At 38.3% G+C, this 16,389-nt stretch carries 14 protein-coding genes; 10 read left to right on the forward strand and 4 right to left on the reverse strand.

What is annotated here, in order from left to right:
• The first annotated feature begins 44 nt into the window (after positions 1 to 44).
• Entirely contained in the window at positions 45 to 1,049 is a 1,005-nt protein-coding gene (locus ACTHN6_RS17855) for a carbohydrate kinase family protein (RefSeq protein WP_440437134.1), read from the forward strand.
• 8 nt (positions 1,050 to 1,057) lie between these two features.
• On the opposite strand, the gene dnaB is transcribed toward ACTHN6_RS17855, so the two are convergent.
• Positions 1,058 to 2,623 carry a replicative DNA helicase gene (gene dnaB / locus ACTHN6_RS17860; RefSeq protein WP_440437135.1) on the reverse strand — a complete coding sequence of 522 codons (1,566 nt, stop codon included), beginning with the start codon at positions 2,621 to 2,623 and terminating at the stop codon, positions 1,058 to 1,060.
• 382 nt (positions 2,624 to 3,005) lie between these two features.
• Between dnaB and pheT the strand changes: the two genes are divergently transcribed.
• The 8 genes from pheT (at position 3,006) to ACTHN6_RS17900 (ending at position 11,424) form a co-directional block, all read left to right on the forward strand.
• Entirely contained in the window at positions 3,006 to 5,429 is a 2,424-nt protein-coding gene (pheT, locus tag ACTHN6_RS17865) for a phenylalanine--tRNA ligase subunit beta (RefSeq protein ID WP_440437136.1), read from the forward strand.
• A gap of 20 nt (positions 5,430 to 5,449) precedes the next feature.
• Positions 5,450 to 5,737: a hypothetical protein gene (locus tag ACTHN6_RS17870; protein ID WP_440437137.1), complete on the forward strand. Its 288-nt coding sequence runs from the start codon at positions 5,450 to 5,452 to the stop codon at positions 5,735 to 5,737.
• Positions 5,737 to 6,021: a cell division protein ZapA gene (locus ACTHN6_RS17875; RefSeq protein ID WP_440437138.1), complete on the forward strand. Its 285-nt coding sequence runs from the start codon at positions 5,737 to 5,739 to the stop codon at positions 6,019 to 6,021. The genes ACTHN6_RS17870 and ACTHN6_RS17875 overlap by 1 nt, the downstream gene beginning before the upstream one ends.
• 439 nt (positions 6,022 to 6,460) lie before the next feature.
• Positions 6,461 to 8,020 (forward strand): ribonuclease Y, encoded by a 1,560-nt coding sequence (gene rny / locus ACTHN6_RS17880; RefSeq protein WP_440437139.1) that lies wholly within the window; start codon positions 6,461 to 6,463, stop codon positions 8,018 to 8,020.
• Between the two features lie 108 nt (positions 8,021 to 8,128).
• Entirely contained in the window at positions 8,129 to 8,479 is a 351-nt protein-coding gene (rplS, locus tag ACTHN6_RS17885; protein WP_440437140.1) for a 50S ribosomal protein L19, read from the forward strand.
• Between the two features lie 133 nt (positions 8,480 to 8,612).
• Entirely contained in the window at positions 8,613 to 8,852 is a 240-nt protein-coding gene (locus ACTHN6_RS17890; RefSeq protein ID WP_440437141.1) for a Sec-independent protein translocase subunit TatA/TatB, read from the forward strand.
• Between the two features lie 33 nt (positions 8,853 to 8,885).
• Positions 8,886 to 10,331, forward strand: a complete 1,446-nt coding sequence (gene gatA, locus ACTHN6_RS17895; protein ID WP_440437142.1) for an Asp-tRNA(Asn)/Glu-tRNA(Gln) amidotransferase subunit GatA — start codon at positions 8,886 to 8,888, stop codon at positions 10,329 to 10,331.
• 4 nt (positions 10,332 to 10,335) lie between these two features.
• Positions 10,336 to 11,424 (forward strand): lytic transglycosylase domain-containing protein, encoded by a 1,089-nt coding sequence (locus ACTHN6_RS17900; RefSeq protein ID WP_440437143.1) that lies wholly within the window; start codon positions 10,336 to 10,338, stop codon positions 11,422 to 11,424.
• Here ACTHN6_RS17900 and ACTHN6_RS17905 read toward each other — a convergent pair whose 3' ends face one another.
• From ACTHN6_RS17905 to ACTHN6_RS17915, 3 genes are read right to left on the reverse strand one after another with little or no spacing between them, the layout of a single operon-like run.
• Positions 11,425 to 12,708 (reverse strand): anthranilate synthase component I family protein, encoded by a 1,284-nt coding sequence (locus ACTHN6_RS17905; protein WP_440437144.1) that lies wholly within the window; start codon positions 12,706 to 12,708, stop codon positions 11,425 to 11,427. It lies immediately after the preceding gene.
• A 10-nt stretch (positions 12,709 to 12,718) separates the two neighbouring features.
• Entirely contained in the window at positions 12,719 to 13,162 is a 444-nt protein-coding gene (locus tag ACTHN6_RS17910; protein ID WP_440437145.1) for a hypothetical protein, read from the reverse strand.
• 58 nt (positions 13,163 to 13,220) lie between these two features.
• Positions 13,221 to 14,489, reverse strand: coding sequence for an adenylosuccinate synthase (locus tag ACTHN6_RS17915; RefSeq protein ID WP_440437146.1), 1,269 nt, complete (start codon positions 14,487 to 14,489; stop codon positions 13,221 to 13,223).
• Positions 14,490 to 14,772: 283 nt separating this feature from the next.
• Here ACTHN6_RS17915 and ACTHN6_RS17920 point away from each other — a divergent pair, with 283 nt between their 5' ends.
• On the forward strand, positions 14,773 to 16,158 hold the full coding sequence (locus tag ACTHN6_RS17920) for a LutB/LldF family L-lactate oxidation iron-sulfur protein (RefSeq protein WP_440437147.1): 1,386 nt from the start codon (positions 14,773 to 14,775) through the stop codon (positions 16,156 to 16,158).
• Positions 16,159 to 16,389: the final 231 nt, after the last annotated feature.

Below are 16,389 nucleotides of genomic sequence, written 5' to 3' on the forward strand. Positions count from 1 at the left end.
TACACTTGTAAACAGCTTCTGATCTGTTAATCTAAAAAATTACAATGGAAAACAACCTGACGGAATATGATGATGCTCAAAATACGCGTTTGTGGGAAGGAGGCAAAATCTTATGCATGGGCGAAGCGCTTATTGATATGATTTGCACAGACAAAGGTAAACCGCTAACCGAAGGCCAGCACTTTTTAAAGAAGCCCGGCGGGGCGCCCACGAATGTTGCAGCCGCTATTGCTGCACTTGGTGGTGATGTGGAATTAGCCGCTAAAGTTGGAAACGACCCCTTTGGCAAACACCTCATAGAAGTGATGCAGGATTTCAAAGTTTCAACAAAATGGATGCTGCAGGATAACCATTACTTCACCACATTTGCATTTGTTTCTTTAATGGAAAACGGCGAACGTGATTTTGTATTTAACCGCGGCGCTGATGGCCAGTTAAACAGGTCTGAAATGGAGGCTATTGATCTCAATGGATTTTCCATTATTCATTTTGGTTCTGCAACGGGCTTCCTGCCCGGCCCATTACAAACTGCCTACCAGGGCCTGATACAGAAAGCGCTTCAGCGAAATTTATATGTGAGCTTCGATCCTAATTATCGCCACCTGCTTTTTAAAAATAATGTGCAATCATTTATTGACCAGTCCTGGAACTTTATAGAAAGCTGTAATTTTTTTAAAGTAAGTGAAGAAGAAGCATTATTGATAACCGGTGGAGCAACTGTAACGGATGCTATAAAAATTCTAAGAGAAAAAACAAACGCTGTTTTTACAATAACTATCGGGAAAGAAGGCACGCTGTTGATTGTAAACGATGAAATTGTTACAGTGCCCAGCATTCATGTGAAGGTTGTTGACACAACCGGGGCCGGCGATGCATTTGTTGGCGCTGTGCTATACCAGTTAAGTAAAATGCAAACGGCTTTGGATGAAATATCTTTCGAAAACTGGAAAAATATAGTTTATAACGCCAACAAAGCCGGCGCCAGAACCTGCGAATATATGGGCGCCATGGAAGCCTTTAAACACTTAAGCAGCGATATATTTAACTAAGCTGTTTGCTAAAAAGGGTCTTCATCCTCACCAAACGTATCATCGTTCATGCGGCTGCCCTTTTGTATAAAGAGGCGTGCATTATTATCATCGCCTGTTTGCGAAGGCTGCGGGCCAAGCGGCTTCCAATTACCGCCTGAAGATAAAGCAGGGCCGCTGTCGCCATCCCATTCTTCAAATCTTTGTATGTGCAGCAGGGCGCGGAGTTTTATAGTTTCAAGCGAGCCGTTCCTGTGCTTTGCTATTTTAATGTGCGTTTCACCGCGTGTGCTTTCGCCATGCTCGTTTGAAAAGTTCTCATAATATTCCGGCCGGTAAATAAACATAACCATATCAGCATCCTGTTCAATAGCGCCGGATTCTCTCAAATCACTCAACTGAGGCATCTTGCTTTCCTTACGCGTTTCAACGGCACGGCTTAACTGGCTTAATGCAATTATTGGTATGTTCAATTCCTTGGCAAGCGCTTTCAGGTTACGGGAAATAGTGCTTATTTCCTGTTCACGGTTTGAACCGCGATCGGCAGTGCCGCTCATTAACTGCAGGTAATCGATAATTATAATACCAACATTATGCTTATTTACCAGGCGGCGTGCTTTTGCCCTGAATTCAAAAATGTTTAAAGCTGCCGTATCATCAATAAAAATGGGAGCCTGCTCCAGACGTTTAATACCCTTGGTATGCAATTGCTGGTATTCATAGTCTTCCAGTTTGCCGCGTGCAATTTTTTCAAGCGCTATTTCACTTTCCGCCGACAAAATACGCTGTACCAATTGTGAAGAACTCATTTCAAGCGAAAACACACCAACAGCCGTAGGCTTAACAGGACTTAAAGCGGCATTGCGGGCAAGGTTTAAAGCAAATGCTGTTTTACCCACAGATGGCCTTGCCGCCAGTATGATAAGATCAGTTGGTTGCCAACCATAGGTTACACGGTCAAGGCTTGAAAAGCCACTTGGAACGCCGGATATATCTTCTGTTTTGGTGCGCAGTTCATCAATGCGGTTGATGGTTTTGGCTAAGGCATTGCCAATATCTTCATAATTATTTTTAAGATAATTATTGGTGATGCTGAACATTTTTGTTTCGCTGTCATCCAGCAAATCAAAAACATCGGTACTGTCTTCATACGCGTCGCTGATTATTTCACCGCTTATGCGAATCAGTTCCCGCTGAATAAATTTCTGCAGAATAATTCTTGAATGCGCTTCAATATTAGCCGTGGATACCACGGCATTGGTAAGTTTGGTAATATAATAAGGGCCGCCTACCGCCTCAAGCTCTTCCGAAGTTTTTAGTTGTTCAACAACGGTAAGCATATCTATCGGCATGCTTTGTTGCGCCAGGCTTTGAAAAGCTTTAAATATGCGTTGATTTACATCCGTATAAAAACATTCCGGCTTCAGAATTTCAATAACGGTATCAAAAGCGCTTTTTTCAAGCATGATAGCACCAAGTACCGCTTCTTCCAGTTCGCGGGCCTGCGGCGGCAATTTTCCATAAACGGTAGTGCTAAGATCTATTGCTGGTTTTCTTCTTGTTCTTCTGTCTTTATTTTGGTTAACAATATCCATTTTATATGAAAAGAATTTAATCGGTTTTAAGTAGCCGCGTTATGTTAAGCAATTGTTGCCCCGGTGTTACCTGTATATTACCGGTAACGGGGCAACGAATTAAGGCCTAATTCATGGCACCAAAAAATTTTAGTTCAATTAAACTTATCAAACTTGTTTGCACAGTTTGCCAACAAAATAACGTGGTTATCCACGATAAGATTATAGTTCTTCCACAGAAATAAAAAGTTTTAAGAAAATTCTGTGCTGATATTCACAGTTACGGGTGCAAAAACTTTTTCATAAAAAACATACTTAGTTTTAAAAAAAGCTGTATTGCTTAAGTTTAAAATTTCACTTTCTTCTCTTATTTCAAAGTCTATTTTTGCATTAATTGATTTTTATGAAGATATCTTATAACTGGCTTAATAAATATTTACCCGAAATAATTGAACCGCAAAAATTATCTGAAATTTTAACTTCTGTTGGCCTTGAAGTTGAAGCACTTGAACCTTACGAAAATTTTAAAGGAGGATTAAAAGGACTTGTTACAGGTGAGGTTTTAAGTTGCGAACCACATCCAAATGCAGATAAACTTAAAATAACAAAAGTTGATATAAATAAAGGTGAGCCATTGCAAATAGTTTGCGGCGCACCAAATGTAGCTACCGGCCAAAAAGTTATAGTAGCGCCTGTGGGCACAACCATATATCCTTTGAATGGAGATGCAGTAACAATGAAAGTGGCTAAGATAAGAGGTGTTGAGAGCTTTGGAATGATTTGCGCTGAAGATGAAATAGGCTTAAGCAACAATCATGAAGGCATTCTTATTTTACCTGCAGAAACGAAAAACGGAACACCTGTTGAAAAGCTCTTTGATGTTTATACTGACTGGATTTATGAAATTGGTTTAACACCAAACCGCATGGATGCCATGAGCCATATTGGTGTTGCCAAAGATGTTTGTGCATGGTTATCTTACCATAATCATACGATAGTAACGGCAAAGCTTCCATTTACAAATAATACGGAAAGCAGCAGCGAAAACAGTGAATTTACTGTTGTAATTGAAAATACAGATGACTGCAAAAGGTATTCAGGTATAGCAATAAAAAATATAAAAGTTGCGCCATCACCCGCATGGCTGCAGCATTATTTAAAAGCAATAGGCCAGCGTCCAATCAATAATATAGTTGATATTACCAATTTCATTTTGCATGAAACGGGCCAGCCTTTACACGCTTTTGATGCTGATGCCTTAAGCAGTAAAAAAGTAGTGGTAAAAAATCTGGCCGAGGGTACTTTATTTAAAACACTGGACGAAGTGGAAAGGAAATTAGGCAGCGGGGATTTAATGATTTGCGACAACAATGAACCTATTTGTATCGCGGGTGTCTTTGGCGGCATAGGCAGCGGTGTTACCGAAAAAACACAAAGCATATTTTTAGAAAGCGCATGGTTCAGCCCTTCCTCTATACGGGCAACTTCATTAAAACATGGCCTGAGAACAGAAGCTGCCATCAGGTTTGAAAAAGGTGTAGATATTTCAGGCACAGTACAGTCGCTTTTACGCGCTGTTGAATTGATAAAAGAAATGACAGGTGGTGAAGTAAGCGGGAAACTGATTGATGTTTATCCAACAGTGGCAGAAAAGAAAATTGTTGTTTTAAAATATGATTACCTTAAAAAATTAAGTGGCAAAACTTATTCGCCGGAATCAGTAAAAAACATTTTAACTGCGCTTGAATTTGATATACTTGAAAAAAATGACAGCTTTATAAAACTGGCTGTGCCATTAAGCAAAGCTGATATTAGTTTGCCCGCCGATATTGTAGAAGAAATTATAAGGATTGACGGCTTGAACAATATTGAAATTCCATCAACAATTACAATAACGCCTGCTATAAATGAAAACAGTTTAAAGGAGAATTTGAAAGAAAAACTGGCGCAATTATTTGCCGGTTTGGGGTTCAATGAAATTATTACCAATTCTATTACCAATAGTAAAAATTACAGGGAAGATCAGTTAAATACTGCTGTTAAATTGCTTAATAATTTAAGCGCCGATCTTGATATTATGCGGCCTTCCATGCTTGAAACAGGGCTGGAAGTACTTGCATATAATATCAACAGAAAAAATACTAACCTTCGTTTTTTTGAGCTTGGTAAGGTTTATAAGCAGGATGAAAATGGTTACACAGAAACAGAAAAACTTTGTTTTTGGATAACAGGCAGGCAACAAACTCCGGGTTGGAAAAACCAACATGCAGAAGCTGATTTTTTTACAGCCAAGGGTATTACTGCAGCACTGCTGGAAAGCATCAATATTAAAAATATATTTTTTGAAGAACCCGAAGCCATGGCAGAAGGCACCATTCAAACACTTCAAAAAAACAACACTAAATTGGGCAGCATTTTGCTGGCAGCCAATTCGCTTTTACACAAATTTGGTATTAAACAGCCGGTTGTTTTTGCAGAGTTTGATGTAGAAGGCCTGGCAGAAGAAACTATAAAACAGCAGGTTTTATATAAAGAAATTTCACAGTTTCCGGTTGTGGAAAGAGACTTCGCTTTTGTAACCGGCAAAAATGTTGTTTACGGCGGCATTGCATCGTTTTTAGAGAGAATGAAGGTGAAATATCTTGAAGGCTTTAAGCTGTTTGATATTTATGAAGGTGAAAAATTAGGCGCTGATAAGAAATCGTTTGCCATTAACTTTAGATTTATCAATGCAGAAAAAACGCTTACCGATGCTGAAGTGGAGCTGGCTATGAAGGCAATTACCGAAAAGCTGGTAAAAGAATTTGATGCAGAAATCCGGCACTAATTTGGCCTAATTTTTATTGTATGGAAGATTTGCATGCCACAGTTAAAGATTTACATTTTGCTTTACAAACGTTATTAAAAAAACTGAACGGGTTAAAAAAAGAAAACGAGGGTCTAAAAAAAGAAAATGAAGCGTTGAGAAAAGCCGTTTCAGAAAAGGAGCATTTAATTAATGCAAGTGAAGAAAAGATTGTTACAGCAAATATTAATGGTTTGTACGATGAAGAACAAAAAGAAGCTTTGCAATTTAAGATTGATGCATATTTAAAAGACATTGAAAAATGTCTTGCACTACTTAATGCCAGATAATGGAAGAATTAATACCTGTAAATATTTTGGTGGGCGATAGAAATTACCGTGTCAAAATTAAGCCTGCTGATGAAGAAAATCTGCGTAAAACAATAAAACTCGTAAATAATAAATTGGTAGAATTTAAAACTAATTTTGCCGGTAAAGACATGCAGGATTATATCGCCATGGTATTAATATGGCTGGCAACCGAACAACCTTCAAGCGCAATTACTAATGAAAATGCCAGGGAAATTTCAGGAAAATTAAAAGCACTTCAACAGTTAATTGAGGAAGCTATATAAATAAAAAGCTCCGTCCAAAAATGAACAGAGCGTATTCTGAAAAAGCCCCGAAAATCATTGCGCCTTACAGGCAAACATTTTTCAATTTTCTCTTCAGTTTTCAGAGAAGGTACTACATTAAACACATTCAGTTTGGGTTACGGCCCCTAACTTTTAAAAACTTTACTGTTAGTTTTAACGGTAAGTCTTTTAAAGGTTTCTTAAAGAACGAATTAAAAACGGGTATTGGTCTTTTTTCAAATTGAGTGCCAACGCTATTGCAAACAAGCAACTTACTGTATATCAGAAAGTTATAAAATAACTCAATTCTAATTATTCCCGATTTGAAACAACTTTGTCCTAAAATGAGACTCAAAATCACTTTAAATATTCTGCCTGTTGATAATTAACTTCGCAGCTTAACAGTTATAACAATAATTTTTTATCAATTTAATTTTTCATGGATATATCAATCATAATCACAGGAATAATTGCTTTGCTTGCCGGAATTGGGTTGGGAAAAATCTTATTTGCCAAAAATACCCGCAAAAAAATAGAAGAGGCTGATTTACAGTCTCAGCAAATGCTCTCTGAAGCACAGCTAAGGGCTGAAACCATTAAGAAAGAAAAAATACTCGAAGCAAAAGAGAAATTTGTACAACTTAAAGCTGAATACGATAAAGAGGTTCTGGAACGGAACCGTAAAATAAATGATAGTGAAAACCGGATAAAACAAAAAGAAATCAGTATTAATCAAAAGGAAGGCTTACTTGACAAACAAATAAAGGAAAATGAAGTAATTAAAGAAAATCTTAACCGGCAGCTGGAAGTTGTTGCACAGAAGAGAACCCAGCTTGAAAAACATCAGGAAGAACATATTAAAAGACTCGAAAAGATTGCCGGCCTTACCGCAGAAGAAGCAAAGACACAACTAATTGAAAGTCTTAAACAGGAGGCTCAAACCCAGGCGCTTCAACTTCAGCAGGAGGTGATTGAAGAAGCAAGGCAAAAAGCAAATAAAGAAGCACGAAAAATTATTATTCAATCTATTCAGCGAACTGCAGCCGAACAAACCATTGAAAATACGGTTACTATCTTCAACCTGGAAAGTGATGAAATCAAAGGCCAGATTATAGGCCGTGAAGGCAGAAATATCCGTACTATAGAAGCTGCAACAGGTGTTGATCTTATTGTTGATGACACCCCTGAAGCTATTGTACTTTCTTCATTCGATCCGTTGCGCCGCGAAATTGCACGTCTTAGTCTTCAGCGACTGGTAGCTGATGGAAGAATTCACCCCGCCCGCATTGAAGAAGTTGTTGAAAAAACACGCAAACAACTGGAAGAGCAGGTAATGGAAATAGGCGAAAGGACAGTAATTGAACTGGGTATTCATGGCCTTCATAAAGAGCTGGTTCGCATTGTGGGAAAAATGCGTTTCCGTTCTTCCTATGGGCAAAACTTATTAATGCACAGCCGGGAAGTGGCCAATTTATGCGCAACCATGGCAGCGGAATTAGGATTAAGTCCCAAACTGGCAAAGCGTGCCGGTTTATTGCATGATATTGGGAAAGTGCCTGATGAAGAAACAGAATTAAGCCATGCTTTACTCGGCGCCAAGCTTGCAGAAAAATACGGTGAAAATGCGGCCGTTGTAAATGCCATCGGGGCACACCACGATGAAATGGAAATGCAGTATATCATCTCACCTATTGTTCAAAGCTGCGATGCTATTAGTGGTGCAAGACCGGGCGCAAGAAGGGAAATTATGCAACAATACCTTCAGCGCATTAAAGATCTCGAAACACTGGCTATGGGTTATAGCGGCGTAGAAAAGGCCTATGCAATTCAGGCAGGCCGGGAATTAAGGGTTATTGTTGAATCAGAGAAAATTACAGATTCAGACAGCGATAAACTGAGTTTTGAAATAGCCCAGAAAATTCAGAACGAAATGACTTATCCCGGACAAATTAAAATAACCGTAATAAGGGAGAAAAGGGCCATTAATGTAGCCCGGTAACCTTGAATATTATAAACAATACTTAATGTTTATAAAGAATTGGTTTTTATTATTTGGCATTTCCTGCAAATGCCGTTACCTTTGCAAACCTTTTTAAAATTATTGGTTATGAACGCAGCAACTCAATTTATACATGAACAGCTTACGGCAAAAAAGCAACACCCGAAATTTAAGGCTGGTGATAATGTTACAGTTAATTATAAAATTGTAGAGGGTGGCAAAGAACGTGTACAAGGGTTTCGCGGCGATGTTGTAAAAATTCAGGGTACTGGTGCTACGGCAACTTTTACAGTGCGAAAAATATCTGATGGAATTGGAGTTGAAAGAGCATTTCCTTTTTTCTCACCTAATGTTGAATCGATTGTTCTGAACAAAGTAGGTAAAGTTCGCCGTTCAAAGTTGTACTACCTGCGTAACCGCAGCGGCAAGAGCGCCAGGATCAAAGAAAAAAGAATTTAATTATCACACTATACCACCTAAGAGAAAAGCGAAAGATGTTAAAAATTTTTCGCTTTTTTATTTTTTACAAGCAGTTCTTTAGGCGGTCTCGTATATTAGTTACTATATTTGTTTTCACTTTAAATTTTATCAAATGGGAAATCTTGGTTTTCAGGAAATATTACTGATAGCAGTAGTAGTTCTGGTGCTTTTCGGTGGCCGTAAAATACCTGAATTTATGAAGGGTTTGGGCCGTGGCGTTCGTGAATTTAACGATGCAAAAAACAGTGTTAGAAAAGAACTTGAAGAAGGCTTGAATGAAAAAGACAATAAGCCGCCAACACCATCGGCAAACGGTGTTCAACAAACAGCTTCTACTACAACTCAGCCATAATTTCTTTCCATATCATTAAAAAATTTGTAGCCTTTGTTTAGCTTTCATTCTATCAAAGACTATCAATCTTTATTATTAAACGGCAAAGCAACATGCGCTGATGCCGTTTCTTATTATATAAAGAATATAGAACAAAATAAGCACCTTAATGCTTTTCTTGAAGTTTATAAAGAAGAAGCACGGGAACGTGCTGCCCTGCTCGATGCAAAACGAAAAGGAGGAAATGCGTTGGGCAAATTGCATGGCGTAGTTGTGGGCCTTAAAGATGTTATAAGTTATAAAGGCCATAAACTTTCCGCCGGCTCCCGCGTACTCAAAAATTTCCAGGCGGTTTATAATGCAACTGCTGTTGAAAGATTATTGCAGGAAGATGCCATAATTATTGGCAGGCAAAACTGCGATGAGTTTGCCATGGGCAGCAGCAACGAAAATTCAGCATTTGGCAATGTATTGAATGCTGCAGATAATTCGAGGGTGCCGGGCGGCTCTTCGGGTGGTTCGGCTGTAGCTGTTCAGGCTAAGCTTTGCATGGTAAGTTTAGGAAGCGATACAGGCGGCTCGGTTCGTCAACCTGCAGATTTCTGCGGCGTTGTAGGTTTAAAACCTTCTTATGGGCGCATTTCCCGTTTTGGGCTTATTGCCTATGCTTCCTCATTTGACCAGATTGGGATCTTCGCAAATTCCGTGGAAGATGCTGGTATCGTGCTTGAAGTGATTGCAGGAAAAGATGATTTTGACAGCACAGCCACAGAAGATATTTTTAAGTTCGACCGGTGGAACGAAAAAAAAGATTTCAAAATCGGCTATTTCCCGGCAACATTAAATCATACCGGGCTTGACCCTGAAATAGCTGCAACCCAAAAGCATTTTATTAATCATTTACAGGAACAAGGTTTTAAAGTTTCCCAAATTGAATTTGACCTGCTGGATTATATAGTGCCTGCTTATTATATTTTAACAACCGCTGAAGCTTCAAGTAATCTGGCGAGATATGATGGTCTGAAATATGGAGCACAACAGCCGGCTAAAGATTTAAACGAGCAGATAAATTTAACCCGCAGCCGGTTTTTTGGCAAGGAAGTACAACGGCGCATTATGCTGGGCACATTTGTTTTAAGCGAAGGTTATTATGAGGCATATATAACAAAGGCTCAAAAAGTTAGAAATATTTTACTTAAAAAAGTAAAGGAAATATTTACTGAAGTTGATGCCATAGTAATGCCGGTTTCACCAACTACCGCTTTTAAAATAGGCGAAAAAAATAATGACCCCATAGCTATGTTTTTGGCAGATATCTATACCGTGTTCGCTAATTTAACCGGTATTCCTTCCATATCAATCCCGCTATTTAGACATTCCAATGGTATGCCCTTTGGCCTGCAGGTAATGGCATCTCATTTAAATGAGTTAACTTTGCTGGCTATTTCAGAACATCTGACAGAGATAAACAAAACAACTAACCAACCGGTTGATGTTTAAAATTATGAAGCAGTTTTTCAGGCATATATACCTTTTGAAAACTTTTTCTATAGTAAAAGCAGCCTGTTTATTCTGTCTTTTGAATATTTCAACCACCTCGTTTTCCCGCACAAATAATACATTATTCCCAAAAGATAGTACCGGTACCGATTCTATTTCTAGACCAATCCAGGGTGCATTTATTGCAGACAGCTCTAAAATGTTTACAAGCCTTTTAGGAAATGCTGCGGTTGGCAATAACCCCATGGATTTATCAATGAATGCTGAGGCAAAATATTTTGCAGATAATTATATAAAAAAACATACAGCTTACTTCAATAAGATGAAGGTTTGGGGAAAGCCATATTTCAATTTATATGATCGGATTTTGTCTTCTTATGGCATCCCGCTGCAGCTAAAATATCTTTCTGTTATAGAAAGCAGCTTGAACAGTACGGCTATTTCCTGGGCAGGCGCCGTGGGACCGTGGCAAATTATGGATGCCACAGCAAGAGAGCATGGATTAAGGACAGGCTATTATGATGAAAGAGCCGATTACGTTAAAAGCACCAACGCCGCCTGCAAAATTTTAAAAGATTTGTATAATACCTATGGTGATTGGCTTTTGGTAATTGCTGCTTACAACACAGGAGCAGGCAATGTAAACCGTGCTATTGCAAAAGCACATAGCAAAGATTTTTGGAAGATTCAATATTACCTGCCACTTGAAACACGCAATCATGTAAAAAAGTTTATTGCAACGCGCTATTTTTTTGAGGGAAGCGGAGGTATTGCAACAGACAATAAGGCCATAACTTTGCAAAATAAGGATGCTTATTTAGACATTGCCGCCAACTGCTCAACCGTAAATATTTACGGGAAATATAATTCCGTTGTTATTGCTAATAACTTAATGATGGATCTTTCATTATTCAATCAGCTTAACCCTGATATTGATAATGTACTTGCTAAAGGTGATATTTATCCCATGCGCGTTCCTGCTGATAAAGCTCAATTATTTCAATCTAAAAAGAGCGATATACTTAAACAAAGTGTTGAACTGTTATTGAATGGTTCCAGGCCTGCGGCTACACCGGTTGTAGCGGGCAAATAATTACCGAAGCGTATCAATTATTGCTTTCGCTTTTAATAAACATTCCTCATATTCTTTTTCCGCATCGGCATAAAAAGTTATGGCGCCACCGACCAGGTAATTCAAAAACCTATTGTGGGCATTATAAAAAATGCTTCGTATTACTACATTAAAGTCGAAATCTCTTTCGGGTGATATATAGCCAACACTGCCTGAAAACAATTGCCGCTTTGTTTTTTCATACTGCTCAATTAATTGCATGGCCCGCCGTTTTGGAGCGCCCGTCATTGAACCCATGGGAAAGGTTGCACGAATAATTTCAGCAAATGTTATATCCTCCCTTAATTCGCCTTTTACAGTAGAAATCATTTGATGTACCTGCGGAAAAGAATAGATGCCAAATAATTCATCAACTACAACTGTTCCCTCGTTACAAATCCTGCTAAGATCATTTCTCACCAAATCAACAATCATTACATTCTCGCTGCGCTCCTTTTGGTTAGCTTGCAAATTTTCTTTTTCAAGCGCATCCAGCGCAATGTTTACATTTCTTGGAGCAGTGCCTTTTATCGGCTGCGAAAAAATAGTGCTGCCGGTTTTAGATAAAAAGCGCTCCGGGCTGGCACATAACAGATGTTTATTGTTAATCTTATAAAAACAGGAAAATGGGGTTGGAGAAATTTCTATAAGCTTTAAATAAGTATGCAAAGGCTCTATTGAAACCTCTGCTGCAAAAAATTCCTGGCAGTAATTCAATTCATAACAATCTCCACGAAGTATATGGCGCTGAACCGTTTTAATAATATCAATATATTCTTCTTTCGTTAAAGAAGATTGCAGTTGTATTTGTTTTGATGATGAAGACCGGTTATCATTTAAAACTTCGTTTCCAATCGCCTCAATTATTAAACCTGGTTGTTCTTTAACTGAATGAATCGTAACGATATTTTTATCAAGGCTTACTACTATTGCTGGTACAAAAAAGAAAACATCTTCAAAGCCGGCATTATTTGTATGTGATGATTGTAAATCCTCGATTTCATTCTTTAAATCATATCCCAGGTGCCCGAAAATCCAGTCTGCATTTTCACTATAAAAATGATCAAGTTGGGATAAAATATTTTCTGAAGGAGAAAAAACTTTGACAGCATCAACAGCAACCAGGCAATCATATTTATGATGTTTGTCAGCATAATAATGACTGTCCATAAAACAACAAATGCCAAACCGGTTTGCCCAGCTCAGCATTTGCTTTTTAAACAACAGAATATCATCAATAGGAAAAGATGCAGTTGTTCTTTTCACCTATTACATTTTAGAAATCGTCGTCGTCATCATCGTCAAAGCTGTTTGAATCATTAAAAAGATCAAACTCTTTTAAATCATCATCAAATTTAAAATCATCGTCATCATCATCGCCCTTTTTACTTCCGCCGCCAGATGATTTTTTACCTCCTGATTTTGGTATGTCGAATTCATCGAAATCGGGATCCCACTCTTCTTCCTCTTCAGGTTTATCCCAATCATCCACTTCATCTTCTCCATCATCATCGTCGTCATCCTCTTCGGATTGCTTTTTAGTCTTGGGGCCAGACTTTGCAGCTTTTGAAGGTTGTACTTCTTCATCGTCTTCAAAATCTTCATCCAGTTCATCATCCTCTTCCACTTGTTTTTTTGCTTTGGAAGAACTTGTTTTACCAGCTTTATCTCCGGACGGTTTCGGAGTAGTTTTCTTTGTTTTGTCAGATTTAGATGCCATACACAGTTTGGATTAGCTGTTGTAAAATTTCAACGAGTTTTTTAATCAGCAAAAAAAATTAATCATTAATTTTTATTATCTGTTCACGCTGCGGGCCGTTTGACACATGGCTTACAGGCGAACCAATATATTGATTGATAAAAGAAATATAACGCTGCATAGCTTCCGGTAAATTATCCCCTGTTTTAAGCAAAGTAGAATCGCAGCTCCATCCTTCAAAGGCTTTATATTCAGGCTTCACATCTGCATGCGTTAACTGGAACGGCACTTCCTTACTTTTATTACCGTTTATTAAATATTCTGTGCAAACTTTAAGCTCTTTAAATGAATCTAATACATCTGCTTTCGTCATTACCACATTCGTTACCCCGTTAAGCATGCAGGTATATTTTAATGCTACGAGGTCAATCCAGCCGCAACGGCGCGGCCTGCCTGTAGTTGCCCCAAATTCATTGCCAATTTTTCTTAACTCCTCTCCTGTTTCATCATGCAATTCAGTGGGAAAAGGCCCGCTGCCTACCCTGGTGCAGTAGGCTTTTGTAACACCAAAAACTTTGTTTATTTTCTGCGGCGCCACACCAAGACCTGTACATACACCGGCTGAAATAGTATTGGATGAAGTTACAAAAGGAAATGTGCCAAAGTCAACATCAAGCATTGAACCTTGCGCTCCTTCTGCTAAAACCTTTTTGCCGCTGCTTATTTTATCATTAATGAAATATTCGCCGTTTATAATATTTAAAGTACGCAGAAATTCAATCGCGTCAAAAAATTCTTCTTCCCATACAGAAATATCTTCAGCAAAGTGAAAGTTATCCAGCAGCCGCTGATGTTTTAAACGCAGTTTAATGTATTGTGTAATAAACGACTTATCCGTTATATCGCCCACACGCAAAGCATTGCGGCCGGTTTTGTCCATATAGGAAGGACCAATACCCTTAAGCGTAGAACCAATTTTGCTTTCGCCTTTTGATATTTCAGAAGCTCTATCCAAAGCCCTGTGTGTGGGAACAATAAGATTTGTACGTTGTGATATGAACAAATTTTTCTTTACATCTATACCAAAGGCAGCCACCGCTTCACATTCCTTTTTTAATGTAACCGGATCGAGTACCACACCATTGCCTATTATGTTTGTGGTATTTTGATGAAATATGCCGGAAGGTATTTGATGGAGTACTATTTTTTTATCGCCTACATATAAAGTGTGCCCTGCATTTGGGCCACCCTGAAAACGTGCAATTATATCATAGTTGGGTGCAAAATAATCAACAATCTTTCCTTTGCCTTCGTCGCCCCATTGCAAACCAAGAATTACATCAACCATTAGATTTTTTTTATTGTTGCCGCAAAAATAAAGGTTAGTATATCGCAGTTAGAAGTTTATGCAAGAAAAATTTCAACGCTGCATTTTTATAACAATTTAAATTTTGTTTGACTTATGTATAAAAATCATTAAAGAATTTTAGCTGCAGGACCTGTATCTGCATCTGTTGCAAAATATAACTGATCTGCTGTAATCTGAAAAACCGTCTTGTATCTTCTTCTCATTAACGGTTCCAATCCAGGCTAAGATTTAATAACTAATTTTACGCCAACAGGTTAAAATTATGAGCAGGAAAACAGCATCAACATTTATTGCCAAAAGCACTATAAAAGCATCAAACCTTGATCATCGCAGAAAAATCAATTTCAATATCGGCAAATACAATGCTGTTGTGCCGCAGGGCAAAACGCAGTTTAATAATTTAATGACAGCCCGTGAGCATGCAAAAAATACAAAATGGAATGCTGTTGAGCATCTTGACGTTATGCTGGAAACATTTGAAAGAAATATTTCAGCACGGGGCGCCAGGGTTATCTGGGCAGAAACGGCTGAAGATGCGCTGAAAGAAATTGGAAAAATTTGTAAAGCAAAGAATTGCAAATCGGTAGTGAAGAGCAAGAGCATGGTTACTGAAGAAATTCATTTAAATAAATTTCTTGAAAAGCAGGGCATTGAAAGCATTGAAACAGATTTAGGCGAATATATCCAGCAGTTAGACAATGAACCGCCTTATCATATTGTAACGCCTGCAATGCACAAAAGCAAAGAAGACATTGCAAAATTATTTGCAGAAAAATTAAATGTTCCGGATGGCTTATCGCCACATCAGCTTACATTAATTGCCCGCGAAAAACTCAGGAGGAAATATGTGGAAGCTGAAATTGGCATTACAGGTGCTAACTTTATAATTGCAGATACGGGATCTATTTCTGTAACTGAAAATGAGGGTAACGGCCGGTTAAGCAGCGCTTTTCCTAAAACGCATATAGTAATCACAGGCATTGAAAAAGTGTTACCGTCTATTAACGATCTCGCCTTGTTTTTGCCTTTGCTGGCAACGTTTGGAACAGGTCAGAAATTAACCGTTTATAACACTATCATTTCCGGTCCAAGACAAAAGAATGAGATTGACGGCCCTGAAGAAATGTATGTAATCTTACTTGATAATGGCAGGACCAATTTACTTGCCAATGATAAAGCCCGTGAAGCATTATATTGTATTCGCTGTGGCGCCTGCTTAAATGCCTGCCCTGTTTATAAAAACATTGGAGGCCATAGCTATGGCACAACTTACAGCGGCCCCATTGGCAGTGTGATTACACCTCAGCTAAAAAATTTAAAAGAATGGAAACATTTGAGCTATGCTTCATCGCTGTGCGGCAATTGCACTGAAGTTTGCCCCGTGCGTATAAACATTCATGAATTATTGCTGGAAAACAGGCATGAATCTGTAGTGGAAGGCGATAGCCCTGTATCAGAACGCGTTGCCTGGAAAATGTGGAAGGTGGCGAGTTTAAACCGCGGCATGATGAACATGGCAAACGGCAACCTTAAAAATAAAGTGGTGAATTCTATGTTTAAAGCATGGACAAAACACAGGGCTGACCTTGACTTCAGCCAAAAGACTTTTAATCAAATGTGGAAGGAGGAACGAGGGAAGAACAGTTGATTAGTTGATTAAGTTGAAGAGTGCTGCATTACTGCAATTATTGTAAATTTGATAAAAGTGATTTTATGAAGCTGGTTGAAGAAAATAAAAAATTTGCAAATGATGAAGAATACTTTCTTTATGAAGAAAGCAGTGAATTAAAACATGAATTAATCAACGCAAACCTTTATGAAATGAGCGGCTCTTCAGTATATCATAATAAACTTGAAAGGCGGATTGCCAATCTTATTG

Origin of the sequence: Parafilimonas sp., from assembly GCF_051953455.1 — a bacterium.
GTDB lineage: Bacteria > Bacteroidota > Bacteroidia > Chitinophagales > Chitinophagaceae > Parafilimonas.